Annotated in this window: 19 protein-coding genes; 11 read left to right on the forward strand and 8 right to left on the reverse strand. The window is 70.4% G+C overall.

Annotated elements, in window-relative coordinates; all coding sequences use genetic code 11:
- Positions 1 to 6: 6 nt before the first annotated feature.
- The 3 genes from PV419_RS37170 to PV419_RS37180 all read right to left on the reverse strand — a co-directional run bounded on the left by PV419_RS37170 (position 7) and on the right by PV419_RS37180 (position 3170).
- On the reverse strand, positions 7 to 381 hold the full coding sequence (locus PV419_RS37170) for a hypothetical protein (RefSeq protein ID WP_319696541.1): 375 nt from the start codon (positions 379 to 381) through the stop codon (positions 7 to 9).
- 23 nt (positions 382 to 404) lie between these two features.
- Positions 405 to 1226 (reverse strand): GAF domain-containing protein, encoded by an 822-nt coding sequence (locus PV419_RS37175; protein WP_319696542.1) that lies wholly within the window; start codon positions 1224 to 1226, stop codon positions 405 to 407.
- 315 nt (positions 1227 to 1541) lie between these two features.
- Positions 1542 to 3170, reverse strand: coding sequence for a transposase (locus PV419_RS37180; protein ID WP_319696580.1), 1629 nt, complete (start codon positions 3168 to 3170; stop codon positions 1542 to 1544).
- A 75-nt stretch (positions 3171 to 3245) separates the two neighbouring features.
- Here PV419_RS37180 and PV419_RS37185 point away from each other — a divergent pair, with 75 nt between their 5' ends.
- Positions 3246 to 4760 (forward strand): glycoside hydrolase family 16 protein, encoded by a 1515-nt coding sequence (locus PV419_RS37185; RefSeq protein ID WP_319696544.1) that lies wholly within the window; start codon positions 3246 to 3248, stop codon positions 4758 to 4760.
- 259 nt (positions 4761 to 5019) lie between these two features.
- Here the strand turns inward: PV419_RS37185 and PV419_RS37190 are convergent, their stop codons facing one another.
- Positions 5020 to 8034 carry an AfsR/SARP family transcriptional regulator gene (locus PV419_RS37190; protein ID WP_319696545.1) on the reverse strand — a complete coding sequence of 1005 codons (3015 nt, stop codon included), beginning with the start codon at positions 8032 to 8034 and terminating at the stop codon, positions 5020 to 5022.
- Between the two features lie 448 nt (positions 8035 to 8482).
- Here PV419_RS37190 and PV419_RS37195 point away from each other — a divergent pair, with 448 nt between their 5' ends.
- The gene (locus PV419_RS37195) at positions 8483 to 8629 is read left to right on the forward strand and encodes a hypothetical protein (protein ID WP_319696547.1); all 147 of its coding nucleotides are present in this window, start codon (positions 8483 to 8485) and stop codon (positions 8627 to 8629) included.
- Between the two features lie 159 nt (positions 8630 to 8788).
- Here PV419_RS37195 and PV419_RS37200 read toward each other — a convergent pair whose 3' ends face one another.
- Together PV419_RS37200 and PV419_RS37205 are read right to left on the reverse strand one after the other, a co-directional pair.
- Complete coding sequence (locus PV419_RS37200; protein WP_319696548.1) at positions 8789 to 12631, reverse strand: hypothetical protein; 3843 nt, start codon at positions 12629 to 12631, stop codon at positions 8789 to 8791.
- Between the two features lie 432 nt (positions 12632 to 13063).
- Complete coding sequence (locus tag PV419_RS37205) at positions 13064 to 14494, reverse strand: cation:dicarboxylate symporter family transporter (protein WP_319696550.1); 1431 nt, start codon at positions 14492 to 14494, stop codon at positions 13064 to 13066.
- Between the two features lie 162 nt (positions 14495 to 14656).
- Here PV419_RS37205 and PV419_RS37210 point away from each other — a divergent pair, with 162 nt between their 5' ends.
- The 5 genes from PV419_RS37210 to PV419_RS37230 all read left to right on the forward strand — a co-directional run bounded on the left by PV419_RS37210 (position 14657) and on the right by PV419_RS37230 (position 20697).
- Positions 14657 to 16417, forward strand: coding sequence for a sensor histidine kinase (locus tag PV419_RS37210; RefSeq protein WP_319696551.1), 1761 nt, complete (start codon positions 14657 to 14659; stop codon positions 16415 to 16417).
- On the forward strand, positions 16414 to 17124 hold the full coding sequence (locus tag PV419_RS37215; protein ID WP_319696553.1) for a response regulator: 711 nt from the start codon (positions 16414 to 16416) through the stop codon (positions 17122 to 17124). The genes PV419_RS37210 and PV419_RS37215 overlap by 4 nt, the downstream gene beginning before the upstream one ends.
- 161 nt (positions 17125 to 17285) lie before the next feature.
- Complete coding sequence (locus PV419_RS37220; RefSeq protein ID WP_319696554.1) at positions 17286 to 18293, forward strand: chitinase; 1008 nt, start codon at positions 17286 to 17288, stop codon at positions 18291 to 18293.
- Between the two features lie 134 nt (positions 18294 to 18427).
- Positions 18428 to 19789 carry an extracellular solute-binding protein gene (locus PV419_RS37225; protein ID WP_319696555.1) on the forward strand — a complete coding sequence of 454 codons (1362 nt, stop codon included), beginning with the start codon at positions 18428 to 18430 and terminating at the stop codon, positions 19787 to 19789.
- Positions 19789 to 20697 carry a sugar ABC transporter permease gene (locus PV419_RS37230; RefSeq protein ID WP_319696556.1) on the forward strand — a complete coding sequence of 303 codons (909 nt, stop codon included), beginning with the start codon at positions 19789 to 19791 and terminating at the stop codon, positions 20695 to 20697. The genes PV419_RS37225 and PV419_RS37230 overlap by 1 nt, the downstream gene beginning before the upstream one ends.
- Here PV419_RS37230 and PV419_RS37235 read toward each other — a convergent pair.
- Both PV419_RS37235 and PV419_RS37240 read right to left on the reverse strand, forming a co-directional pair.
- Positions 20667 to 20879, reverse strand: a complete 213-nt coding sequence (locus PV419_RS37235; protein WP_319696558.1) for a DUF397 domain-containing protein — start codon at positions 20877 to 20879, stop codon at positions 20667 to 20669. The genes PV419_RS37230 and PV419_RS37235 overlap by 31 nt on opposite strands.
- A 3-nt stretch (positions 20880 to 20882) precedes the next feature.
- On the reverse strand, positions 20883 to 21758 hold the full coding sequence (locus PV419_RS37240) for a helix-turn-helix transcriptional regulator (RefSeq protein ID WP_319696560.1): 876 nt from the start codon (positions 21756 to 21758) through the stop codon (positions 20883 to 20885).
- 209 nt (positions 21759 to 21967) lie between these two features.
- Here PV419_RS37240 and PV419_RS37245 point away from each other — a divergent pair, with 209 nt between their 5' ends.
- From PV419_RS37245 to sigJ, 4 genes are read left to right on the forward strand one after another with little or no spacing between them, the layout of a single operon-like run.
- A complete protein-coding gene (locus tag PV419_RS37245) occupies positions 21968 to 22420 on the forward strand; it encodes an ATP-binding protein (protein WP_319696561.1) in 453 nt (150 codons plus the stop codon).
- Between the two features lie 27 nt (positions 22421 to 22447).
- Positions 22448 to 22738, forward strand: coding sequence for a hypothetical protein (locus PV419_RS37250; protein ID WP_319696562.1), 291 nt, complete (start codon positions 22448 to 22450; stop codon positions 22736 to 22738).
- A 49-nt stretch (positions 22739 to 22787) separates the two neighbouring features.
- Positions 22788 to 23957 carry an NAD(P)/FAD-dependent oxidoreductase gene (locus PV419_RS37255; RefSeq protein WP_319696563.1) on the forward strand — a complete coding sequence of 390 codons (1170 nt, stop codon included), beginning with the start codon at positions 22788 to 22790 and terminating at the stop codon, positions 23955 to 23957.
- Entirely contained in the window at positions 23954 to 24841 is an 888-nt protein-coding gene (sigJ, locus tag PV419_RS37260; protein WP_319696564.1) for an RNA polymerase sigma factor SigJ, read from the forward strand. Before PV419_RS37255 ends, sigJ begins: the two co-directional genes overlap by 4 nt.
- Positions 24842 to 24959 lie beyond the last annotated feature (118 nt).

Consider the following 24959-nt stretch of genomic DNA (forward strand, 5'->3'; position numbering starts at 1 on the left):
CACCGGCTATCCAGCGATCATCGGGCCACGCCCGCGCCCGCGTGCTCGCTGCGACGAGCGCCACCTGAGCAGGATGAGGCCTGCGCACAGCACACTGGCCCCGCCGAACGGGTATGCCCACCAACCGATGTGGTTGAGCCCGGTCAGCAGCGCCACGGCAAGGCAGGTGACAGACAGGACGAACAGGCTGAAATTTTCCCAACCGTATGTACCGCTCGCCGTGGCGACCCGCTCATCGATGTCCGCCCGCGCGGCGTTCTCATGCCGTTCCAGGGCGTACAGCATCTGGTACGTCTCTTCAATGTGGTTCATGCCTTCGGGAGGGTCGGGCTCCCGGACGTGGCGGCGCGGGAAGCGGAGATTCAGCCGGCGGCGCACCATGTCATGTCTCCCTCTCTCGCCTTCTACGCCAGGGCCAGAGCCGCGCCCAGGAACCGGGCCAGCGACTTCATGAGGTGGACGTGGACGTCCTTCAGATCAGTGTCCCTGGGCGCGTCGACGGCGAGAACCCCGAATTCCCGGCTGCCCGCCACCACAGGTACGGCGATGACGGACCGGTAGTCCTTCCCGCTGAGATCGACTTTGCTGACAAGGCCGGTCTCCTTACTGACATGGTACGGATCCCTGGGCTCCAGGATGTCGTGCCGGAAGTGGCTTCCCAAGGTCCCGTCGACCGTCGGGCGAGGCGTGAAAGCGCGTCCCGCCCAGTCCACCAGCGTGAACGTGTGCGTGGCCGGGTCGGTCATGCGGTAGAACGCACAGCGGGCGGTGGGCAGTCCCGATACGGGATGTCGCTCAGCGGTCAGGACGGAGGCGGCGAGGAGCACGGTCTTGATAACCGACGTGGACTGCGCGGCCTGCGTGCCGGCGAGGCCGGCGGGGAGCGTCGCGGCTGAACCCGAGTACGCCGCCGCGTACTCCTGAGACAGCGTGCCCAGTGCCTGCGAGAGGGGCCAGAACGTCTGCTGATAGGCGAAGGCGAGGGCGGTCACGGCGCGTTCCGCCTCTCTTCTGGCGTTCTCCTTCTCCCGTTCGTTCAGCGCGGCTTCGGTGGCCGCCACCAAGACGACACCCACCGCCAATACAGCGCCGACCCAGAGGATCGTCTCGTGGTTCTTGTCGTCCTGGTTTCCGGCCCGCACTGAGGCCACGAAGACCCCCGCCGCGAGGCCGCTGGACATCACCAGGAAGAAGAGCTTCAACCGGTATCTGCGAAGCCAGTTCATCCCGCCCTGTTGTGTCGTTGTGTCGTATCCCTCGTCATAGCAGTCTCGTGCGGGCGAAGTTCGTTCGCCCAACTCGCCGCCCAACCTGCACTTACGGCTATCGACACCTCATAGTTCCCGGCTCGCGGGGCGGTTGACGGTCGCGTCGTTCTTCGCCAAGCAGCCATGCACAAGCCATTGACGCCCCTCCCGTGTGCACCTACATAAACATGAGAGCGCTCTCATGCCCCACGACACACCCCCAACGCCCCCACTGCTTCCTGGAGGTCGTTCCCCGTGAGCACACGCACGAGCACCAGACCCAGGGCACCGTTCCTAGAGACTGAGCGGGAGTGAGTCCTGGTGCCAGGACTCGTGCTCAGCCGTGTGCCCCGAACGGTTGTGGGCACACTGGTCCCCCGCTTTCGCTCCGCATCCAGCGCAGACGGATCGTGTCCGTGGTCCGGGAATGCGGGGGCGGGTTCCCTCACACCCCGGAACACCCGATGCGGCCTGGACGCTCCGATGCCCCACAGCATCCCTCCGGTGCTGTGGGGGCGGTTGCGTCCGTCGCCGGATCGAGCACCCCAGGGCGCGCCGTCCGATGGCCACGGTGGCAGCGTCGTGGCGGGTGGTCGTGCGGGTCTTGGTGGTCAGGGGCCGCTGCCAGTGCTGGGCGCCCCAGCGGGAGGTGTAGGCGGGATCGACGGCCACGATGGCGATGCCGAGCTCGGCGGCCATCGACACCAAGCGGGCCCGCAGCTTGCTGACGGGCATGCCGGAGATCAGTTTGCGGAAGCGCTTGCGCTGCCCGTGCTTCTCCCGGGTCTTCTCCGCCTGGAAGTCCAGGTCCTCGACCGCGATGGTCAGATGGTGACGCTGGGCCCAGTGCAGGAGGCGGATGAGGGCGTGCCGCACCTGCGCGTCCCGGTGCGGTGCGCTGCCGGTGAGGTCGTAGCCGAACCTGCGGGGGTTGCCGACCGGGTTGCCGTGAGCGTCCAGACGCCAGGCGGCCAGATGGTCGGCATTCATGTCCACACCCACCAGCCCACCGACCCGGACCGCCTCCAGCGACACTGTCTCAACGGGTGGGATCTGCCAGGAGCAGGTCAGGTACCAGCGGCGGCGGTTGGTGTCGTAGTGGATGCGGTACGCCACGGCACGGTGGGCCGCGACACGGTCCGCCCACTGCTCGCCCCGGTGCCCGAAGCGGACCTGGCAGGCCAGCACATAGCGGCCGTGAGGCGCGTTCGCCAGAGCGGCCAGTGGCGCCGGGAGCTTGATGCTGACCTCACCGTCCGGGGTGATGCGGATCGTCTCGTTCCCGCAACCCTTCCCCGACTCGCCATCGGCCTGGAGGAACCAGCGCTCGGCCTCCCACCGCTGTCGCCACTGCGCCTCGGAAAGCTGGGCGGCATCGAGGTTGTGGCGGTTGCGCAGCAGTTTCTTGCCGCCGCGCACCACCCGCACGCGCCCGGCCGCACGGTCGGCCCGCTCCCGCTCCAGCCGGTCTTCCAGCAGGTGCAGGCGCCGGGACTTGGCGAACCACTCCTGCCGGGAGCGGTAACCGCCCGGCGAGCCCTTGGCGCCCTTCGCCCCGACCGGCAGCGACAGCCGGGAGGCGATCGTACGGACACCGCCCTCAAGGGACTGGATATGCGCGAGCTGACCGCGCCGGGCCAGCGCCCACTGGTCATGCGTGGCCTTGGTGATACTGCCCGCCCAGCGCGAGGAGGAGTCCTGGGTCAACTCCCGCTTGCGCCGAGCCCACTGGTCACTGTCGTGATCCAGCCCCGCCGCACAGCGGACCTTCAGATCCCGGGAGGCCAGGGAACCAAGCAGCCCACCGACCAAACGCAAGACCCTCTCGTCCTGCCCGGTCAGACTCTTCAGACTGCCACGAATGGTCACTCCGGTCGGGCCGGGCACCACAAACGGCGCCGCCACCTCGCGCAGCCCGCCCACTCCCCCACCCCCGCCCGGCAACGAAGAACCCGTCACCCACCTAACGAACGCCTACCCGCAAAGGTCACGCATTCGATGCAGGAACACCCACTCCCTTCCAAGGTCTACCCGATCGTCGACGCTCACTCATGCACACCAAAACGCTCCGAAGTACTGTCAGCCGGTAACCGGCCCCAACCCCTCACCGCAGCGCTGGCCGTCGCCGCACTCGCACTGGCCGCCCTCGCCACGCTGTTCGGCACCTCGCCCGCGCGGGGCGCAGTGCCGCCCGCCCCCGGGTGGAACCTGCAGTGGAGCGATGACTTCAACGGTTCCGCGAACACGCTGCCGTCCTCCGACAACTGGCGGATAGACACCGGCCACTCCTACCCCGGCGGCCCGGGCAACTGGGGCACCGGCGAGATCCAGAACTACACCGACTCCACCAGCAACCTCAGCCTCGACGGCAGCGGCAACCTCCGCATCACCCCGCTCCGCGACGGCGCGGGCAACTGGACCTCGGCTCGTATCGAGACCCAGCGCGCCGACTTCAAGGCCCCGGCGGGCGGCGTGCTGCGCGTCGAGGGCCGCATCCAGATGCCCAACGTCACCGGGAACGCCGCGCTCGGCTACTGGCCCGCCTTCTGGGCGCTCGGCAACCCGTACCGGGGCAATTACCAGAACTGGCCCGGCATCGGCGAGTTCGACTTCATGGAGAACGTCAACGGCATCAACTCCGTCTGGGGCACCCTCCACTGCGGCGTCAACCCGGGCGGGCCCTGCAAGGAGACCACCGGCATCGGCGCCAGCCGCGCCTGCCCCGGCGCGAGCTGCCAGTCCGCCTTCCACACCTACCGCTTCGAGTGGGACCGCTCCACCACGCCCAACCAGCTGCGCTGGTACGTGGACGACCAGCAGTTCCACAGCGTCAGCCAGAGCGACGTCGACGCCGCCACCTGGTCGCAGATGACCGACCACGCGGGGTACTTCATCCTCCTGAACGTCGCGATCGGCGGCGCCTTCCCCGACGCGATCCAGGGCTCGGCCACCCCCACCGCGGCCACCGACCCCGGCCACCCCATGCTCGTCGACTACGTCGCCGTCTGGACCCGCGGCGGCGGCACCACCGACCCGCCCACCGGCTCCGCCACCCGCTACCTGGGCGGCGGCGGGGCCCTCGGCGCCGCGTCCTCCTCCGCGTCCACCGCGACCCTGGCCTCGGCGGGCGGCACCAACCACGACGGCACGCCCTACCAGCCGCAGACCTTCCTCGCCTCCGGGCTGAACGCCACCTACAACGGCGGCGCCACGCAGTTCGATCTGTTCGTCGACGCGGGCACCACCGTGGCCAACGGCCAGCAGGTCCGTGTCTCCTACGACCTGACCGGCGACGGCAGCTGGGACCGCACCGAGACGTACCAGTACTTCGCCACCGATCCCGTCACGGGCTACGAGCACTACACCCAGGCCCGCGGGCTGAAGTCCGCCACCGGCTCGCTCGGAAACCTGGCCGGCGGGAAGGTGCGGGTCGAGGTCTGGAACGCCATCGGCAAGGGCACCAGCACGCTGGGGACGGGCAACCAGTCGTACGTGCGCATCCCGTTCGGCTGAGCCGGGCCTTTGTTGCGCGCGGTGGAAAGGGTCGCCGAACAATCGCACCGCCGCTGTACTCGCTTCCATACGGCCAAGCGAAGGCGGAACTCAGGAGGACCACATGAAACAGCGGCTGTTGCGGGCGCTCTCCATCGCGCTCATCGCGGGCGGCCTCGTCACGGCGTCCGGCGTCGCAGCGACGACGGCGAGCGCGGCCCCCGTCAGTAAGTGCTGCTAGGGCACCGGATCCCGGACCACCGGGCGCCCGGCCCGAAGGTCACCCGAGCCGGCCGAGTTCCTCGCGGACCCGGCCGGCGTCCGGGTGGCCGAGGGCGTCGAACATGGTCAGCGCCTGCTGCCAGGTGTCCCGGGCGCCGGGGACGTCGCCGGCCGCCAGCTGGGCGCTGCCCAGGCGGTACATGGTCTCCGCCGCCCTGACCCGCTCGCCGCGCTCGCGGCGCAGCTCCACGGCGTTCCGATAGCAGACGATGGCCTGCTCGTGGTCGCCGAGCCGGTGGTGGGCGTAGCCGAGGCTGTCCCAGGCGGCGGAGGCGCCCCGCCCGTCGTGCGCCTGTTGCAGCATCCGCAGCGCCTTCTCGCAGTGGATCAGGGTCTGCTGGTACTCGCCGACCATGGCGTACGCCCAGCCGACGTTGTTCAGCGCGTACGCCTCCCCGCTGCGCTGGCCGACCTCGCGGTACAGCTCAAGGGTGCGCTGCGCGTGGTACAGCCCCTCCTCGTGACGGCCCTGCCGCTCGCCCGCCAGGTTGAGCGCGACGTGGATGAGCGCCTGGCCGGCCGGGTTGCCGGTCTTGCCGTGCAGGTCAAGAGCGCGCATCAGGTGGTCGCGGGCCCGGTCGTAGCAGGCCATGCGCAGATCGGCGAGGCCGAGGCCGTGGTGGGCGTGGGCCTGCCCGGCCAGGTTGTCCGTACGCTGCGCCGCGTCCAGCGCCACGGCGTGTACGACGCCCTGGTCGTGCCAGTGTCCGAGCTGGTCCAGGAACTCGGCGAGCGACCAGGCCAGCTGCCAGGCGTGCGTCTCGAATCCGCTCTCCGCGGCCTGCTGCTGCGCGGCCACCAGCACGGGGTGTTCAACGGTGAACCAGGTCAGCGCCTCGCCGTAATCCGCGAACGACTCGGTGCAGACGCCGGGCTGCGCGGCGGGGAGAGTGAGGGGCGTGCGCTGCGGGGTGAACACCCGGCCGGCGGCGACGGCGGTGTGCAGATAGTGGTCCAGCGTGCGGTGCAGCGCGGCGCGACGGTCGGGCTCGGAGTCGTACGCCTCGGCCAGCTCCGTGGCGTAGGCGCGCAGCAGGTCGTGCAGCGCGTACTGGCCGGGGCTGCGCTCGGTGAGCAGATGGGCCCGGGTCAGCTGGAGCAACAGCCGCCGGGCCTGCGGTACGGACAGCCCCACCAGGCCGCCCGCGGCGGCGGCCGAGATGTCCGGGCCGGGGTGCACGCCCAGCAGCCGGAACAGCCGGGCGGCGTCGGCGCCGAGCGTGTGGTACGACCACGAGAACACCGCCCGGACGTCGGTGGTGGCGTCACCGCCGTCGAACGCGTCCAGGCTGCCGCGGGCGTCGTGCAGCTCGCGGGCGAGGGCTTCGAGGGAGAAGCCGGGGTGCGTGGCCGCGCGGGCGGCGACGATGGCCAGCGCGAGCGGCAGCCCCGCACACACCGTGATGACGTCCTCCACCGCCTCCGGCTCGGCCGCCACCCGCTCGGAGCCCAGCCTGCGGGCGAACAGTTCGCGCGCCTCGGCACGGTCGAGCAGATCCAGCGGCAGCGGCTGGGCCTGCTCCGCCACGACCAGGCCGGTGAGCTCGTTACGGCTGGTCAGCAGCACCAGACAGCCGGGCGCCCCGGGCAGCAGAGGGCGCACCTGGTCGGCGTCACGGGCGTTGTCCAACAGGATCAGCACCCGACGGCCCGCCAACAGGCTCCGGTACAGGGCCGTCTGGGCCTCGACAGTGGCCGGTATCCGGTGCGCGGGCACCTGGAATGCGTCCAGAAAGCCACGCACCGCCTCGGAGGGCGTCATCGCCGAGCCGGTCGGGCCGAAGCCGCGGAGGTTCACATACAGCTGGCCGTCGGGGAAGCGGTCGCGGACCCGGTGGGCCCAGTGCACGGCGAGAGTGGTCTTGCCGAGACCGCCACTGCCCGCGATCACGGAGATCATCGCCCCGGTGGGCACCCGTCCGGCCCCGGTCCCGGGCGCCGGCCGCAGCAGCGTGTCCAGCCCGGCCAGCTCCCGCTCCCGCCCGGTGAAGTGGACGACATCGGCTGGGAGTTGCTGCGGTACGGCGACCCCGGCGGCCGGTGGGGACTCGGAGGGGGGCGGCGGGGACTCGGCGGGGGGCGCTGGGGACGGCTCTGGGGACGGCGCGGGGGAGGCGTCCTCCCAGGCGGCAGGCGTGGAGGCGGCGGGCGTGGGGGCGGCAGGCGTGGGGGCGGCAGGCGTGGGGGCGGCAGCCGCCGCCGGGGGCACAGCCTCTGGGCCCGCAACCGCCGCCGGATCCGCGACCGCCGAACCCGCTCCCGCCCGGCCCGCTCCCGCCGACTGCGCCTCCAGCACCTGCTGGTGCCGCCGCTGCAGGTCGTCCCCCGGCTCGATGCCCAGCTCGTCGACGTACCGCTGCCGCGTGCTGCGGAAGAGCGCGAGCGCGTCGGCCCGGCGGCCGCTCCGGCTCAGCGCCTCCATCAGCAGGCCCACCGACCGCTCCCGCAGCGGGTGCTCCGCCACCAGAGGAGACAGCACGGCGGTCGCTTCCTGGTGCCGCCCCGAGCGCAGATCGATCGCGGCACACTCCTCCACCACCGCGCGCCGCTCCTCCTCGAGGCCCACCCCCACCGTCTCGGGCAGCCAGCCGCCCGCTACATCCGCGAGCGCGGGCCCGCGCCACAGCTGGAGCGCCGCGTGCAGCAGCTCACCGGCCGGGCCGTCGCCGACCGTCCGCGCCTCGCGCACCAACTCCCGGAAACGGTGCAGGTCCACCCGCTCCTGGTCGATGGTGAGGCAGTAGCCTTGCGCGGAGGTGGACAGCTCGGTGTCGGGCAGCGCGGCCAGGATCCTGCGCAGTTTCGATATCTGGACCTGCACGGCGTTGCGCGCCGACCCCGGCGGGTCCTCTCCCCAGACGGCCATCACCAGCCGGTCCACGGAGACCACTCGCCCGGGCTCCAGCAACAACATCGCCAGGACGGATCGCTGCTGAGCGGCGGTCGGGCCGAGTCCCAGCTCGCCCTGCCATATCCCGACGGGGCCCAGCAGACGAAACTCGGTCCCGTGCACGCGTTTCCCCCGTCGGTACCTGAGATTCCCTGCGGCCATCTCGCAGCCTACCCACAGGGACAGGTCAGCGCCGCATCAGCGAGACATCAGCTCCCCATTGCACGCTACGGGCAATGAGGGCGCCGCAGCGCACCCACGCTCACGTCCGGCGCAGACCCCGCCGGATGGGGAGCCCGCGGTAACGGGGAGCCCTCTCGACCCAGACAACGGGGGCGGCATGGGGGGCTTGATCCGCGCATCGACGACCGCCAGACCGACCGGACCGCGGCGACCGAGCGGCCGGTACAACCGGGCCCTGGCCGCCGGACTCCTCGCAGTGGGATTTCTCGGGGCGGCCGGCTACAAGGCCGAGGCGGCTAGACGCGCGCCGGCAGGCAGCGCTATGGCGAAAGGGCAGCTCATGACGGCTACGGGACAGTCTCGCACCCTTCCTCGGATAGGCGACCTCGTGTACGACATCGAGCGCGAGGCCATCGGCCGCGTCGCCTATATCGACACCGGCGGAAACGTCGCCTGGGTCAAGCCCCAGAACGAAGGCCCAGAATGGACCGCACTCCCGGAGCAACTGCGGCTCGCCGTGGACGGCGAACGCTGACGCGCTCGCGCATCGGCATTTCCGTACGGATTTCAGTAAGCGCTTAATTCTCGCTGAAGTCTCGCTGATATCAGCGCCCTTATGCGCCCGCGCCTTCCACGGGGGGAGGCGCGGGATCTCTGTTGCCTGCCGGTACCGCGGTATCGGTACCCGTACCGCTCAGCACACCTCGCGGTACGGGACTTCCGGGATGTATGTCTTCCAGTCCGCGCGGGACAGGCCACCGCCCGCGCGCTCGCAGACGGCGGCGGTGACGCGCTCGGGGTCGATGGCGAACTTCTGGAGCGGCACGTGTGCGCCCGCGACCAGCAGGGTCCTGCCGTCCTCGCTGAAGACGAGGGCCTGGACGGCGTCGCTCGCCGTCGGCAGCGCGGACCCCAGCGGGCGGCTGGACGCGGTGTCCCACAGCCGCACGGTGCCGAACTGGCCCGCCACCGCCAGGATCCGGCCGTCGGGCGAGTAGGCCAGCGCGGTCACAGACTCCGCCGGGGCTCCCTCCGCGACCGCGAAGTTCTCGGAGATGACGGCTGTCCGACGCTTGGCGCCGCCGTCCCAGACGCTTACCTGGCCCGTGGAATCGCCGGTCGCCAGCCGGTCGCCGGCGGGGCTGTAGGCGAGCTGGACTTCCTCGCCCAAGTCTCTGCCGACCTGGCGGAGCGACGGTAGGGCGAACCCCCCACCGAACGCGGTGGCCAGCATCTTCCCGTCGGGTCGTACCGCCAGGGTGCCGGGCATGGCCCCCACCGAGTACCAACCGCCGATCTCTTGCGGCTTCGATGCCCCTTCTCGCTTCCCGCTCCGCATCCCCCAGCGTTCCATGACCGTGGGGTCCTGCCGCAGGGCATACAGCGACTCCCCGTCCGGGGCCAGCGCGATCGCGTCGGCGCCCTTTTTGCGGGTGCCCTTGGGCGCGATGACGAGGGCCGTTCTCTCGCGTTCCCGGCCCGTGTCGCCCACGTCCCAGATCCTGATCCGTTCCGGGGCCGCCAGTGCCTCGTCATCGCCGTTCCGTACGCTGACGCCATAGGCGAAAGTCCGGCCGTCACCGCTGAACGCCATGAGCACGTCGCATGACACCCCGTTCATCATCACCCCGCGCTCGTCGGTCAGGCAGTCGACGGGCGGCAGGTTCACCACGGCGGACGGCCCGCCGCCGGTGCGCCTGAGCTCGAATCGTTCGTACCTTCCCGCGGTGCGGGCCGTGGCGACCAACCGTCCGTCTGGGCGGAACGCGGCCATCGTCGTCTTCCTCAGGCCGACAGGCTCGAAAACGTGGTCCACCGCGATCGTCCGCACCGCCCCGCTGCCCTTGAGGTAGCGGATCACCCCCCGATCCGTGTCCACTCGCAGCGTGTCGGCGCTACCGTCCGTCAGTGCGTACCGGTAGACGGGCTCGTCGGGTGAGGCAACCCGCCACACCAGGATCTCCCGGTCGTCGGACGTGACCAGGAACCGTCCGTCCCGGCTGAACTCGGCCTCCAGGAAGCCTTGGTGTTCGATGGGGGGCAGCTTCTTCCCGGACCTCAGATCCCATCTCCGCACGGAGTTCTCGTCGTCGACGACGAGGCTGCGGCTGTCGGGAGTGAACCCGAACTCAAGGGTTGTGGTGTTGCCGTTGCGATCGATGCGGCCGCAGATCAGCCGCGACACGGCGGCCGAGGGAAACGTGCGCAGCCTGCGGCCGCGGGGCACATCCCACACCTGGAAAGACCTGTCCGCCGCGCAGAACGCGAACAACCGGTCGTCGGCGCTGACGCTCGGCTCAGCGCCGTCTCCGGCGGCACGCTTGAACACCAGGCGCCGCTGCCGCAGGTCCCACAGTCCCACCGCCCCATCCCCCGCCAGCACGGCGGTGCGTCCGCTGGGGCCGTACTCTGCGGTTAGATACTCGGTCCCCACTGGCGGGCCGAGCGGCTTTCCGGTGGCCAAGTCCCGCTCCCGCCAGCTGTCGCCCTCGGATACCAGGACCCGCCGCCCCGTCGGATCGAGGCTGACTATCGGCATCTCCACCGGCACCCGCAGCGACCCGATCGCCTTGTGGGAGACGACATCCCACGCAGTGAGCCTGCCGTCGACGCTGCCGACCATCGTCCGGCCGTCGGCGCTCAGCTGAATTTCCTCGTCGAACTTGGCCGGAGGCGGGGTGAAGGAGTCCCGCTCGGGCCGGGTCATCGCCCCCAACAGTGCCGCCTTGGCCTCAGCCGTGTGGCTGATCCGCCACGCCGCCGCGCTCAGCCGCATCGCCGTCAACGGGTCCGCGTACCGCATGTTCCCGTCCGCGACGGCCGCGATCCGCCGGGACACGGCCTCCGCCCGCCGCTGCTCCCCCGCCCGGTTCTGCTGCCACGCGACCAGCCCGGCCACCAGCGCCAGCACGACCAGCACCGCCACCGCACCCAGGAACGTGCGCACCCGTCGGCGCTCCCGTGTGCCCGCGGCCCGGCTGGCGGCCAGGAAGTCGCGCTCCGCGCCGGTGAGTTCGGCCGAGGCGTCGGGCCCGTCGAACGCCTCGCGCGCCTCCACCAGCCGCGCGCCCCGGTAGAGCGCGCCGGGATCCCGCCCCAGCTCCTCCCAGGTCCGGGCGGCCTCGGTCAGCTTGCGGTGGGTACGCAGCCGCTGGCGGTCCTCGTCGATCCAGCCGCGCAGCCGCGGCCAGGCCGTGATCAGCGCCTCATGGGCGAGGTCGACCGTGCCCTCGTCGAGGGTCACCAGCCGCGCCCGCACCAGGCGTTCCAGTACGAGCGCGGTGTCGGGCGCGGAATCGCCGGAGCCGGGCGCCGTATCGCCGGAGTCGGTGTCAGGGCCGGAGCCGGAGCCGGGGGGTGTGTCAGGGCCCAGCCCCAGCTCCTCCCGGTCCACCGGGCGCCGGGTGTCCTGTGCCCCCTCCCCCGGGGTGATCAGCCGGAGCATGATCCGCCGGGCGGCCTCCGCCTGCCGCTCGCTCAGCTCCTCGTACACCCGCTCCGCGGTCAGGGCGATCGCCCCGTGCACGCCGCCCGCGGCCTCGTACGCCTCCTCCGTCAGCGCCCGGCTGCGGCGGCGGCGCCAGGTCTCCAGCAGGGCGTGGGACATCAGGGGCAGGCCGCCGGGCTCGTCGACGACCTCCTCCACGACCCTGGCGGTCAGCGCCCGCTCGACGATCAGCCCTTCGGCCGCGGCCGGCTTGACGATCGCCTCCCGCAGCTCCGCCCGTCCCATCGGCCCGACCAGCAGCGTGGCGCCGCGCAGCGCGGCCGTCAGCTCCCGGTGTTCGGCGCAGCGGCCGAGGAAGTCCGCCCGTACGCCGATGACCACGCGCAGCCGACTGTCCTCGTCCTGGGCGGACAGCAGCCGTTCGATGAATCCGGCGCGCTCCGCCGGGTCCTGGCAGAGGGTGAAGACTTCCTCGAACTGGTCGACCACCAGCCAGGTGTCCCCGTCCCCGCTCTTCGGGCCGAGCGCGTCGGCGTGGGTGCGGAGCGGGCTGCCGCCGGGGGTGAGGACGCGGATCAAGGACGGGCGCGGCAACGGCGCCGCGGTGTCGTCGCGCAGGGCTGGGATGAGACCGGCCCGCAGCAGTGAGGACTTACCGCTGCCCGAGGGGCCGAAGACGGCGGCGAACCGCCTCTCGCGCACCAACTCCACTAAGTCCGAAACAAGTTGGTCCCGACCGAAAAACCGCTCGTGGTCGCCCGGCTCGAAGCGGGCCAGTCCGCGGTAGGGCGGGGTGGCGTCATCGTTCTCGGCCGGGAGGCCGGTCGTCTCGTCCGCCGCCTCGCGCCAGCGCGCCTCCCAGTCGGCCGGGTCGCCCCCACACGCCCCGACGTACGCGAGGGTGACCGGCAGCGAGGGGAGTTGGTCCCCCGCGGCGGCCCGGGACAGCGTGGTGACCGAGTACGGCACCCGCTGCGCCATCGCCCGGTAGGTCGGTCCGCCCGCCTCGCTGCGCAGCTTGCGCAGCTCGTACGCGAAACGCTGGACCGGGCCCGCGCTCGGATCCAGCGGGCTCTCCCTGCGGCCCATGATCCACCCCCCACCCCACCTGGACGGCCCTCGCTTCTCGACGGCCTGGTCCGGCCCAGACGCTACTCCCTTTGTTTCGTGCGGCTACGGGGCTGCCGAACAACCGCTGGACGGCTGAAGTGGACCGTACGTCCTCCGCGGGGGTGAGTGCGTCACGAGGCGGCGAAGGTCGCCACAGAACGAAAGAACAGGAAAGGAAGTGGGCTCATGCCTCTTTGGGGGCGGATCGCCACGGCGGTCATGGGGGTCGCCCTGTTGGTCGCTCCGTTCCTTCCCTTCGTCCCGGGGGTCCACGCGGAGACGGCCACGGGAGTCGTGCACTTGCCCGCGGGGTTCTCGGGCAGGGGTTGAACGGGCGCGGCCCTGCCCCGATTCAGGAGGGCAGGGCCGCGGTGGCCGTGCGCGCGACGCGTGCCGCGCGGGCGGGGCGGGTCAGAGGGGCGCGTGCTCCCTCGCCGTGTCCGAACCGCCGCCACGCTTCTCCAGCACCGCCGGGCTCGCGTCGTCGTCCGCGTCGTCCCCACCGTACCCGTGGGACGTCTCGTCGATGAGCGTCGTCTCGTCGAACGGCAGCCGCCCGGCGAGCACCTCCTGCATGCGCTCCTTGTCGATCTCCTTGGTCCACGTGCCGACCAGGACGGTCGCGACCGCGTTGCCCGCGAAGTTGGTGAGGGCGCGCGCCTCGCTCATGAAGCGGTCGATGCCGACGATCAGGCCGACGCCGTCCACCAGGTCCGGCCGGTGCGACTGGAGCCCGCCGGCCAGCGTGGCCATGCCCGCGCCGGTGACACCGGCCGCACCCTTCGAGGCGATGATCATGAAGGCCAGCAGGGAGATCTGCTCGCCGATCGACAGCGGGTTGTCCATGGCCTCGGCGATGAACAGCGAGGACATGGTCAGGTAGATCGCGGTGCCGTCCAGATTGAAGGAGTAGCCGGTCGGCACGGTGATGCCCACAACGGGCTGGCTGACGCCCGCGTGCTCCATCTTGGCGATCAGGCGCGGCAGCGCGGACTCCGACGACGAGGTCGACACGATCAGCAGGAACTCGCGTGCCAGGTACTTCAGCAGCGCGAAGATGCTCACACCCGCGACCAGCCGCAGGACCGTGCCGAGCACGAGGAACACGAACAGCGCACAGGTGATGTAGAAGCCGATCATGATGACGGCGAGCGACTTCAGAGCGTCCACGCCCGTCTCGCCGACCACCGCCGCTATCGCACCGAAGGCACCCACCGGCGCCGCCCACATGATCATGGACAGCACGCGGAACACCAGCCGCTGTATGTGGCCGATCCCGCGCAGCACCGGCTCGCCGCTCTTGCCCATGGCCTGAAGCGCGAAGCCGATCAGCAGCGCGACCAGCAGGGTCTGGAGCACCTCGGGCACGGTGAAGGCGGAGACGATGGTGGTCGGGATGATCCCGAGCAGGAAGTCCGTGGTGGACTCGTGGGCGCCCTCCGCCTGGCCCTGCCCGGCCTGTGCCGCCTCATGGGTCAGGTGCAGCCCGCTGCCCGGCTCGATGATGTTGCCGACGACCAGGCCGATGGCGAGCGCGACGGTCGACATCAGCAGGAAGTAGCCGAGTGCCAGGCCACCGACCTTGCCGACCTTCGCGGCCTTCCGCACCGAGCCGACGCCGAGCACGATCGTGCAGAAGATGACCGGCGAGATCATCATCTTGATGAGATTCACAAAGCCGGTGCCGATCGGCTTGAGCTCCACAGCGGTGTCGGGGGCGACGAAGCCCACCAAGATGCCGAGCCCGACCGCGGCGATCACCGCGATGTAGAGGTAGTGAATCCGGTCCTTCTTCACCGGCCCGGCATCCTTGCCCACGGGCGGCGGGGTCTTCGCAGCCACGATGCTGCCTCCTTCTGGTCTGCCGTCCAGCTGTCCCGGCTGGTACGTCGTGCGGCTCGCACTTCGCCCTGGACGGTCCCGAGGACTATGCACCTCACCTGTGACGGCGGTCACCCTTCCGTTCATTTCGTTCACGAAACGGCCATGTGCACACTGAGTGGCATGCGCATCCCCCGCCCCCGGAGCCTGGCAGGCCAGCTCTTCGCGATGCAGGTCGTCCTGGTCGCCGCCGTGGTGGCCGGGTGCGCCGTCTTCTCGTACGTCACCGGCCGAAGCCAGGCGGAGGAGTCCGCGCGCCGCCAGGCCACCGCCGCCGCGACCGCCGTCGCCGACTCCCCCGCGGTCGCCGAGGCCGTACGGTCCGACGACCCCTCCGCCCGGCTCCAGCCGTACGCCGAGCAGGTGCGCCACGACACCGGTGTCGCCTTCGTCACCATCATGAACACGCGGGGAATCCGCTGGACCCACCCCGACCCGAAGCGCATAGGGGAGAAGTTCCTCGGCAACACCGGGCCCGCGCTGCACGGCCGGATCTTCGACGAGACGTACACCGGCACCCTGGGCGCGTCCGTGCGCGTAGTGGCCCCGGTGCGCGACCCGCGGACCGGAGACAGGATCGTCGCGCTGGTCAGCGCGGGCATCACCGTCGACACCATCAGCGCGCAGGTGCGCAGCCAGATGCTGGCGCTGCTCGGCGTCGCGCTCGCCGCCCTGGCGACCGGCGGCCTCGGCACGTACGTCATCAACGCCCGGCTGCGCCGCCATACGCACGGCATGAACGCCACTGAGCTCAGCCGGATGCACGACTACCACCAGGCCGCGCTGCACGCCGTACGGGAAGGGCTGCTGATGCTCGACGGCCGGCGGCGGATCGCGCTGATCAACGACGCCGGCCGGGAGCTGCTCGGCCTGTCCGAGGACTCGGTCGGCCGGTACGTCTCCGACCTCGGCCTGCCCCCTCCGCTGACCGGCGCCCTGCTGGCCGCCGAGCCGCGGGTGGACGAGCTGCATCTGACCGCCGAGCGGGTCGTGGTCGTCAACACCTCCCCGGTCAGCAGCGGAGAACAGCGCGGCACGGTCGTCACGCTGCGCGACCACACCGAGCTCCAGGCGCTGTCGGGCGAGTTGGACTCCGTACGCGGCTTCACCGAGGCCCTGCGCTCCCAGGCGCACGAGGCCGCCAACCGCCTGCACACCGTCGTCTCGCTGATCGAGCTGGGGCGGGCCGAGGAGGCGGTCGACTTCGCCACCGCCGAGCTGGAGCTGGCCCAGGTGCTGACCGACCAGGTGGTGGGGTCCGTCGCCGAGCCGGTGCTGGCCGCCCTGCTGCTGGGCAAGGCCGCCCAGGCCAACGAGCGCGGCGTGGAGCTCGTCCTCGCCCCCGACAGCCGCATCGACGACGGGCTGCTCCCGCCCGGCCTCCCGGCCCGCGACCTGGTCACGATCCTCGGCAACCTCATCGACAACGCCACGGACGCCGCCGCCGAAGGCGCCGGCCGCGGCGCGGCCCGCAGCGCCCGCGTCACGGTCACCGCGCGCGCCGTCGCCGACGAGCTGACGCTGCGCGTGAGCGACACCGGCGCCGGTCTTGACCCGGCGTCGGCGGAGGCGGCCTTCGGGCGCGGCTGGAGCACCAAGTCCGCGGGCCGCGGGCTGGGACTCGCCCTGGTACGGCAGGCGGCGCGGCGCAACGCCGGCACGGTGGAGGTGTCCCGGGCGCCGGACGGCGGCGCGGAGTTCACGGTCCGGCTGCCCCTGACGGAACCCGCGCTGTCCCTGTCGGAAGCCCCCCAGGACGAATTCTCCCGCGGCGCACTCTCCCCAGAGGAACCAGCCCGAGCGGTACCCGCACCCCGAGAGGAACCCGTCCAAGAGGAACCCGTCCAAGAGGGACCCGCGCCCAGAGAGGAATCCGCCCGATGAGCCCGTCGCAGGCGGGGACCCCGGCGCGGCCCGCCCCGATACGGGTCTTCGTCGTCGAGGACGACCCGGTCGCCGCCGACGCGCACCGGATGTACGTGGAGCGCGTCCCCGGCTTCGCCGTCGTCGGCGCGGCGCGGACGTGCGGCGACGCGCAGCGCCAGCTGGAACGCACCCCCGCCGATCTGTTGCTCCTGGACCTGTATTTGCCCGATGGCCATGGTCTGCAGCTGCTCCGGGCGCTGCGTGCGACGGGTCACTCCGCGGATGTCATCGCGGTGACCTCGGCCCGCGACCTGGCGGTGGTCCGCGAAGGCGTCTCGCTCGGGGTGGTGCAGTACGTACTCAAGCCGTTCACTTTCGCAACGCTTCGGGACAGGCTGCTGCGCTACGCGGAGTTCCGCGCGAGCGTGGGGGAGGCCAGCGGCCAGGACGAGGTGGACCGCGCGCTGGCCGCGCTGCGCGCGCCGCAGCCGGCCGAACTGCCCAAGGGGCTGACCCCGGCCACTCTGCAGGCCGTGACGGACACGCTGCGCGCCGCCGAGGACGGGATCTCCGCCGCCGCGACGGCGGAGGCGGTGGGGATCTCACGGATCACCGCGCGCCGCTATCTGGAACACCTGGTCGACGCGGGGCGCGCGGCGCGGGCCCCGCAGTACGGGCAGGTCGGCCGCCCCGAGCTGGTCTATCGCTGGCTGACCGCCGGCTGACCGACCAAGCAATAGGAAACTTTCCTATCCACCATCTTGTCGCCATGGCAACGGCTCGCTAGGTTCACAGCCGCAACCCCCGTATGGACGGATGTTCGGTGCACATATGCTCGCGAACCCGCCACCTCCTCCCCAACCCCCCTCAGGAGGACAACCCCGCCATGAAGACGTCCAAGCGCACCCGAAGACTCGCCCTCACCGCGACCTGCGCGCTGATAGCCACCGGCGGCGCGGCGGCCCTCGCCGCCACCGGCGCCCAGGCCGCCCCTGCCGCGAAGGCCGCCGCCAGCGGCCAGACCGGCCCGTACCTCTACCTCGGCTGGGGCAGCCCGCCCAAGGCCACCGATGTGATGTCGGCCACCGGCACCACCCAGTTCACGATGGCCTTCATCCTCTCGGACGGCGGCTGCAACCCGAAGTGGGACGGCTCCCGCGCGCTCACCGGCGGCAACGACCAGTCCACGATCAACTCCATACGCTCCGCCGGCGGCGATGTCACGGTGTCCTTCGGCGGCTGGAGCGGCAACAAGCTCGGCGAGAAGTGCTCCTCCGCCTCCGCGCTGGCGGGCGCGTACCAGAAGGTGATCGACGCCTACAAGCTCAAGTCGATCGACATCGACATCGAGGCGAGCGAGTTCGGACACGCGACGGTCCGGCAGCGGGTGATCGACGCGCTGAAGATCGTCAAGCAGAAGAACAGCGGCATCAAGGTGTACGTCACCTTCGGAACGACCACCACCGGCCCCGACGCCAACGGCAAGGACCTGATCAAGCGCGGCGCGGCGGCCGGCGTGGACGTGGACGGCTGGGCCGTCATGCCGTTCGACTTCGGCCAGGGCTCCCTCGACATGGCGGCGGCCACCAAGTCGGCGGTCGACGGTCTGAAGAACACGGTCGCGAGCGCGTACGGCCTGTCCTCCGACGCCGCGTACCGCAAGGTCGGCTTCTCCTCCATGAACGGCAAAACCGATGTCGCGGGCGAGACGGTCACCCTCGGCAACTTCAAGTCCGTGGTCTCGTACGCCAAGAGCCACCACCTGGCCCGGGTCAGCTTCTGGTCGCTCAACCGCGACCGCACGTGCGGCTCCGGCACGGACGCGGACGCGTGCAGCGGCATCAACCAGGGAACCTACGACTTCACCAAGGTGCTGGCGGGCTACACCGGCTGAAGGCCGGCGCACAGGCCGCCCCTCCGCGCTGACGTTCGATCAAGGGCGTTCCTGGTCAAGGGGATTGACCTTGCATCGGGCCCGACCGTACGGTCGGGCCCGCAGCCCCAGAGGCCAGCAAGGAGGTCGTGCCCGTGCGCCCCACCGCCCCACTGATCCTCACAGCCGTCACCCTCGTCGCCGCCGCAGGTCTCACCGCCTGCGGCGGCGGCTCGGGCAGCGACCCGGACACCGTCAAGGTCGCCTACAACCGCAGCACCGACAACAAGATCAGGTTCAAGGACAACTTCCTGGCCGGAGTGAAGAGAGAGTTCGAGAAGGCGAACCCCGGCAAAAAAGTCAAGCTGATCCCGATCCAGGCTCAGGACAACGACTACGCCACCAAGGTCCAGCAGATGATGCGGTCGCCCAAGACGGCGCCGGACCTGGTCTACGAGGACACCTTCCGGATCAACTCCGACATCAAGGCGGGCTATCTGCGCCCCATGGACGACTATCTGGAGAAGTGGCAGACCTGGGACCGGTTCGTCGACACCGCGAAGGCGGCGGCCAAGGCCGAGGACGGCAAGACGTACGGCATCCCGGACGGCACCGACACCCGCGGCCTGTGGTTCAACAAGAAGATCTTCGCCAAAGCCGGGCTGCCGGCCGACTGGCAGCCGGGGAGCTGGGACGACATCCTCGCCGCGGCCCGCACCATCAAGAAGAAGGTCCCCGGCGTCACCCCGCTCAACGTCTACACCGGCAAGGCCCCCGGCGAGACCGCCGTCATGCAGGGCTTCGAGATGCTGCTGTACGGCACGGGCGAGAACCCGCTCTACGACCCGAAGGCGAAGAAGTGGGTCACCGGCGGCAAGGGGTTCGAGGACGCCCTGACCTTCATCAAGACCGTCTACTCCGAGAAGCTCGGCCCCGACGTCTCCGACGCCCTCGACCCCAACGTCGGCACCACCGTCTTCAGCGAATGGCTGCCGGAGGAAAAGCTCGCCATCGACCTCGACGGCTCCTGGCTCGGCCAGAACTGGCTGAAGTCCGGCGGCAAGCCGTGGCCCGAGTGGTCCAAGACCCTCGGCCAGGCGGCCATGCCCACCCAAGCCGGCCAGGCGCCGGGCAAGGTCAGCATGTCCGGCGGCTGGACCTGGGCGATCACCGCCAAGTCCAAGAACCCCGATCTGGCCTGGAAGTTCATCGAACAGCTCCAGACCAAGAAGAACGCCGTCGAATGGTGCGTGACCGGCGCGCAGATCGCGGTCCGCGACGACGTGGCCAAGGACCCACGCTATCTGTCGTCCATGCCCGGCATCACCTTCTTCACCGGCCTGGTGAAGTACACCCACTACCGGCCGGCGCTTCCCGTCTACCCCCAGGTCTCCTCCGCGATCGGCGAGGCCATGGAGTCGGTGACCACGGGTGACTCCTCACCCGGCGAGGCAGCCGAGTCGTACGGCGACCAACTCAAGACGATCGCCGACGGCGCCACGGTGGCCAAGGACTGATGGCGACCGCGACCAAGGTGGCGGCGGCCCCGGCCGCCCCGGCGCGCCCCAGGCGCCGCCGCCCCCTGCGCTGGCTCCCCCTCGCCCCGGCGACGGTGCTCCTGCTGCTCTTCCTCGGCGGGCCGATCGGCTACTGCGTCTATATCGCCTTCACCAACATGCAGCTGACCGGCGCCGCCACCACGGACTTCGTCGGCTTTGACAACTTCCAACGCGCCTTCGAGGACGACGACTTCCGCAACGCGGTCATCCTCACCCTCGTCTTCACCCTGCTGTCCTCGCTGATCGGCCAGAACACCCTGGGGCTGGCCCTGGCGATGGCCATGCAGCGTGCCTCCAAGCCGGTACGGACCATCACCGGCTCGATCGTCATCGCGGCGTGGGTGGTGCCCGAGATCGTCGCGGGCTTTCTGCTGTACGCCTTCTTCCGCCGCGAGGGCACCCTCAACGCCATCCTGGACTGGCTCCACCTGCCGTCCCAGAACTGGCTCTACACCCTCCCCATCCTCGCCGTCTCCTTCGCCAACGTCTGGCGCGGCACGGCCTTCTCCATGCTCGTCTACTCCGCCGCGCTCTCCGAGATCCCCAAGGAGATCACCGAGGCGGCGGAGGTCGACGGCGCGAGCGGGCCGCGCCGTTTCTGGCACATCACCCTGCCGATGATCCGCCGCTCCATCGGCACGAACCTGATGCTCAACACCCTCCAGACGCTGTCCGTCTTCGGCCTGATCTGGGCCATGACCCGAGGCGGCCCCGGCAACCGCAGCCAGACCCTTCCGGTTTTCATGTACGACCAGGCGTTCAACAAGTCGCTGATCGGCTACGGCACGGCGGTGGCGCTGCTGTTGCTGCTGGTGGGCGCGGTGTTCTCGCTGGTCTACCTGCGGCTGATGCGCGAGGAGGTCTGAACGACCCCGTCGGCGACGGCCTCCCGGAAGGCCGCCCAGGCGGCGGGCGCCACGCGGAGTATGGGGCCTTCGGGGTGCTTGGAGTCGCGTATCGCGACGGTGTCGGGGTGGTTGGTGGCCACCTCGACGCACTCGTCGGTTCCGTTGCTGTAGCTCGACTTGCGGAAAGCGAAGGTTGTCACGGCTCACAGTTCCTTAACGAGAGTCGAGATGAAGGCCCGGGACTCGGCCTCGGGGAGAGCGCGCCGGGCGGTCTCCTCGAACAGTCTTACGTGCTGCGCGGCGCTGTCGCCACCCTCGACCCATGCCGTGGACAACGCCAGCTCCACATAGACCACATCCATGGAGCCCAGCTCGGCGAACGAGATGACGTTGAAGGAGCCCGCGAGCCCTGGGATGAGCCCGGCGCTGAACGGGAGCACCTGGATGGTGACGTTGGGGCGCTCGCCCCAGTCGAGAAGGCTCGTCAGCTGCTCCCGCGACACCTCTCGTTCGGCACCGGCGATGCGCAGCGCGGCCTCCGGGATGACCGCCCAGAGGGAGAGCGGCGCTTCCCCGGAAAGCCTCTGCTGGCGCGCGGCCCTTGAGGCCGCGAACTCCTCGGTCTGATCGGGGTGCTCGTCCGGGACCGTCGAGCGCCGCAACGACCGGGCGTAGGCCACGGTCTGGAGCAGGCCCGGGATGAACGACACCTGCCATGTCTTGATCGCCGTAGCGGCGTTCTCCAGAGGCACGTACTCCCTCATGGCCTTGGAGAAGGAGACGTCGTTCCACCATCCCTTGGCCTTGCGGCGCTCGCGGTCGATGCGAGCCAACTCCAGGAGGGCGCCGACCGTCTCCGGGGCGGACACGCCGTACAACTCGCAGAGCACCCGGATATCCGGCTCGCGCATGGGAACCCATCCGCTCTCCATCTTGGCGATCTTCCCGGTGGACGCGGTGATGGCCTTCGCGGCTTGCCCTTGCGTCAGACCTGCCATGGTCCGCAGCCGCAGGAGTTCCCCACCGAGCTTGCGCCCCAGGACGGTTGAGACGCGGTTCTCCTGCACGGCCTCTGTCATGTGGCAACCCCCCTGTGTCACGCACAGTGTGGGCTTCCGCACGGTGCGCACGCAACACCGGTTACAAATTTCCCGGGCTCGGTTGAAACAATCTCCGGAGAGACGCTACGGTCCGTGATGAATTGATCGCGCAGCGAGGCGAGCCGGCGGGCCGCAACCCGCCATGCCCTCACGCGCTCAGGCCAATTCCCGCCCGCTGGAGGTGCGTGATGGCATTCGCGCCGCAAGACCCACGGATCCCCGACCCCGACGACCCGGTCGTCCACCACGACCGGGTCGACTACTCCCCGTTCCCCAAAAGCGTGACGTTCGCCCGCCGCCACACCGCGCGGCTGGTCGCCCACTGGGGCCACCCCGCCCTCGCGGACGACGCCGCGCTCATCGTCTCCGAGCTGGCCTCCAACGCCGTGCTCCACGGCGGCGTCCCGGGGCGTCACTTCCGCGTCCAGCTCACCCTCACCAAGACCGTCCTGCGCATCGCCGTCTCCGACGCCAAGGGCGAACGTCTCCCCCGGCCGCGCCATCCCACCCCCGACGACAAATTCGGGCGCGGGCTCCTCATCGTCCGCGCAGTGGCGACCCGCTGGGGCGTACGGGAGCGGACCGTGGGCAAGGAAGTCTGGGTCGAACTCGATCTGGCCACCTCCCCGGTCGAACTCTGACCGGACCACGGAAGAAAGGGGCCAGCCATGCCACCGGAACGACAGCCGATGGACCTGAAGGCGTACACGACCAGAGCCCGCCGCGGGCCGTGCTTCGTCTGCGCCTTCGTATCCGGACACCCCGACTTCCACGTGGTGCGGGAGGTCGCCCTCGCGATGGAGGACTGCGTGGGCGCCGAGCGGACGCACCTCTACCAACAGCAGTTCGCGTCGCTGATGGCCGAGAACGGTGTGCTGGCCATGGAGCCCGAGGAAACCTCCGCCATGGCCGCGCGCATCCGTGACCGCATCGCGGCCCGGGGCGGGCTCAATATGTGATGTGCGCCACCTCATGTCACGTCGAATAGAGCCGCGGTGTCTTGAGGGCATGATTGCAAACAGCACACCCCACAAGATCGTGGTCATCGGCGGCGGCTACGCGGGAACCGTCGCGGCCAACCATCTGCGTATGCGTACCGACGTCGACATCACCCTGGTCAACTCCCGCCCGAAGTTCGTCGAACGGATCCGGCTGCACCAGTTCGTGGCCGGCGATTACGACGCCTCGGTCGACTACGACACGCTGCTCGGCGACGGCATCCAGTTGGTGGTCGACAACGCCACCCGTATCGACACCGCCTCCCGCGTGGTGGAGCTGGCGTCCGGCCGTGCGCTGGCCTACGACCACGTCATCTACGCGGTCGGCAGCACCGGCGCGGTCCCGCCCTCGGTGCCGGGCGCGAGCGAATTCGCCTACTCCGTCGCCGAGTTCGAGTTCGCCCAGCGGCTGCGCACCAGGCTGGCGGAGCTGCCGACCGAGGCCGCGGTCACCGTGGTCGGCGGCGGGTTGACCGGCATCGAGACCGCCGCGGAACTCGCCGAACAGGGACGTACGGTCACTTTGGTCTGCGGCGGAACCCTGGCTCCGGCACTCAGCGAACCTGGCCGCGGATCCGTCGCGACGTGGCTGTTCGAGCACGGCGTCACCGTGCTGGAGGGCAACGCGGTGGCCGAGGTCCGGCAGGACGCGGTCGTCCTCGCCGACGGAGCGGTACGGCAGAGCGCGCTCACCATCTGGACGGCCGGTTTCGGTGTGCCGGGCTTGGCGGCGGCCAGCGGGTTGCGTGTCGACGAACTCGGTCGGCTGCTCACCGACGAAACACTGGTCAGCGTCGATGACGACCGCATCGTCGCGGCGGGGGACGCCGCCTCGCCGTCGGGCCGGCCGCTGCGGATGAGCTGCCAGGCCGCGATACCGCTCGGAGTGCAGGCCGCCAACACCGTGCTGAGCCGCATCGCGGGAACAGCACCAGCGGTGATAGACCAGGCATTCAAGGGATCGTGCATCAGCCTGGGCCGGCACGCCGGCACGATGCAGCCCGCCCGCGAGGACGACACCCCCTTGGACACCTGTATCGACGGGCAGAAGGCCGCGGAGATCAAGGAGGAGCTGTGCCGGATGGCGGTGAAGGGTATCGGCATGGAGGCCCGCAGCCCGGGTGCCGTCGTGTGGCAGAAGGGCGGGCCGCGGGCCGCGCGGATGGTCCCGTCCCCATGACCGCCGACGAGCATGCCGAGCGGTTCACCCTGTTGCGGCCGCTGCTGTTCACGATCGCCTACGAAATACTCGGTTCGGCGACAGAATCCGACGACGTGCTGCAGGACAGCTATATCCGGTGGGCGGACGTGGACCTGTCGACCGTCCGTGACACCAAGTCGTACCTGGCGCGGCTGGTGACCCGGCAGGCGCTCAACGCGTCGCGGGCCGGCGCGCGCCGCCGCGAGGACTACGTCGGTGTGTGGCTGCCGGAGCCGCTGCTGCTCGACGAGCGCGATGCGTCGGCGGATGTGGTGCTTGCCGAGTCGGTATCGATGGCGATGCTGGTGCTGCTCGAAACGCTCTCCCCCGATGAGCGCGCGGTGTTCGTCCTGCGCGAGGTGTTCGGCTTCGACTACGACGAGATCGCGGGAGCGGTGGGCAAATCGGTTGTGACGGTGCGCCAGGTGGCGCACCGGGCCCGTGAGCACGTACAGGCGCGGCGCAAGCGCTTCGAGCCGGGGGGCTCCGGCAGGACCGCGCGGATCACCGAGCGGTTCATGTCCGCTGTGACCACCGGCGACGTGGAGGGGCTGCTCTCGCTGCTCGCGCCGGACGTCACCTGGACCGCAGACGGCGGCGGGAAGGTGATCGCGGCGCGTCGGCCTGTGGTGGGCGCGGAGCAGGTGGCCGCGCTCCTCCTGGGCATCTTCCGCGCGGACATCCGGATCGAGGTGGTGAACTGCAACAACACGCCCGCGCTTATCGCCTACCGCGGCGACCATCTGGAGGGTGCCTTCCTGACCGACGTCGTCGACGGGAAGATCAGCCACTTCTACGCCATCCGCAATCCAGACAAACTCCTCGCGCTGACGGCACCGCGGCAGATCAGCCGACAGTACTGACCCACACTCCCCGTAGACTGTCGCGGCTAATGTTTGGGATAGGGGTGGCGCAGTTTGATGCGTGCGTCGTGGGTGGTGAAGTGCCAGTTCACCTGACGTTGGTCGGTGTTGGTGGCGT

Source organism: Streptomyces sp. ME19-01-6 (assembly GCF_033793745.1).
Taxonomy (GTDB): Bacteria; Actinomycetota; Actinomycetes; order Streptomycetales; family Streptomycetaceae; genus Streptomyces.